Below are 369 nucleotides of genomic sequence, written 5' to 3'. Positions count from 1 at the left end.
CGCCCATGTGGACGAGTTTCTCAGCCATTGCCATCGCCGCCGTTACCCGGCCAAAAGCACCATTATTTACGCTGGGGACAAGAGCGATTCTCTCTACTATATTGTGCGCGGTTCGGTCACGGTTCTGATTGAGGACGATGAAGGCCGGGAAATGATTGTCGCTTATCTCAACGACGGAGATTTCTTCGGCGAAATGGGCCTGTTTGATCAGGAAGACTCGCGCAGCGCCTGGGTACGAGCGAAAACGGAATGCGAAGTGGCTGAAATCAGCTACAGCAAATTCCAGGAGATCGCCGGTGAGAACCCGGAGTTCGTTTTCGCTCTGAGCAGCCAGATGGCCCGCCGTCTGCGCGCCACCACCCGCAAGGT

General features: G+C 56.1%; 1 protein-coding gene. It reads left to right on the top strand.

Annotated features, from left to right (window positions below; all coding sequences use genetic code 11):
* Nucleotides 1–7 precede the first annotated feature (7 nt).
* The coding region (locus tag B3520_RS02490) for a cyclic nucleotide-binding domain-containing protein (RefSeq protein ID WP_286875343.1) at nt 8–369 on the top strand (362 nt) is incomplete at its 3' end.

Origin of the sequence: Marinimicrobium sp. UBA4509 (assembly GCF_002388575.1) — a bacterium.
Lineage (GTDB): Bacteria > Pseudomonadota > Gammaproteobacteria > Pseudomonadales > Cellvibrionaceae > Marinimicrobium > Marinimicrobium koreense.
The sequence above is the reverse complement of the archived record's forward strand: the minus strand, read 5'-3'. Positions and strand labels throughout refer to the sequence as shown.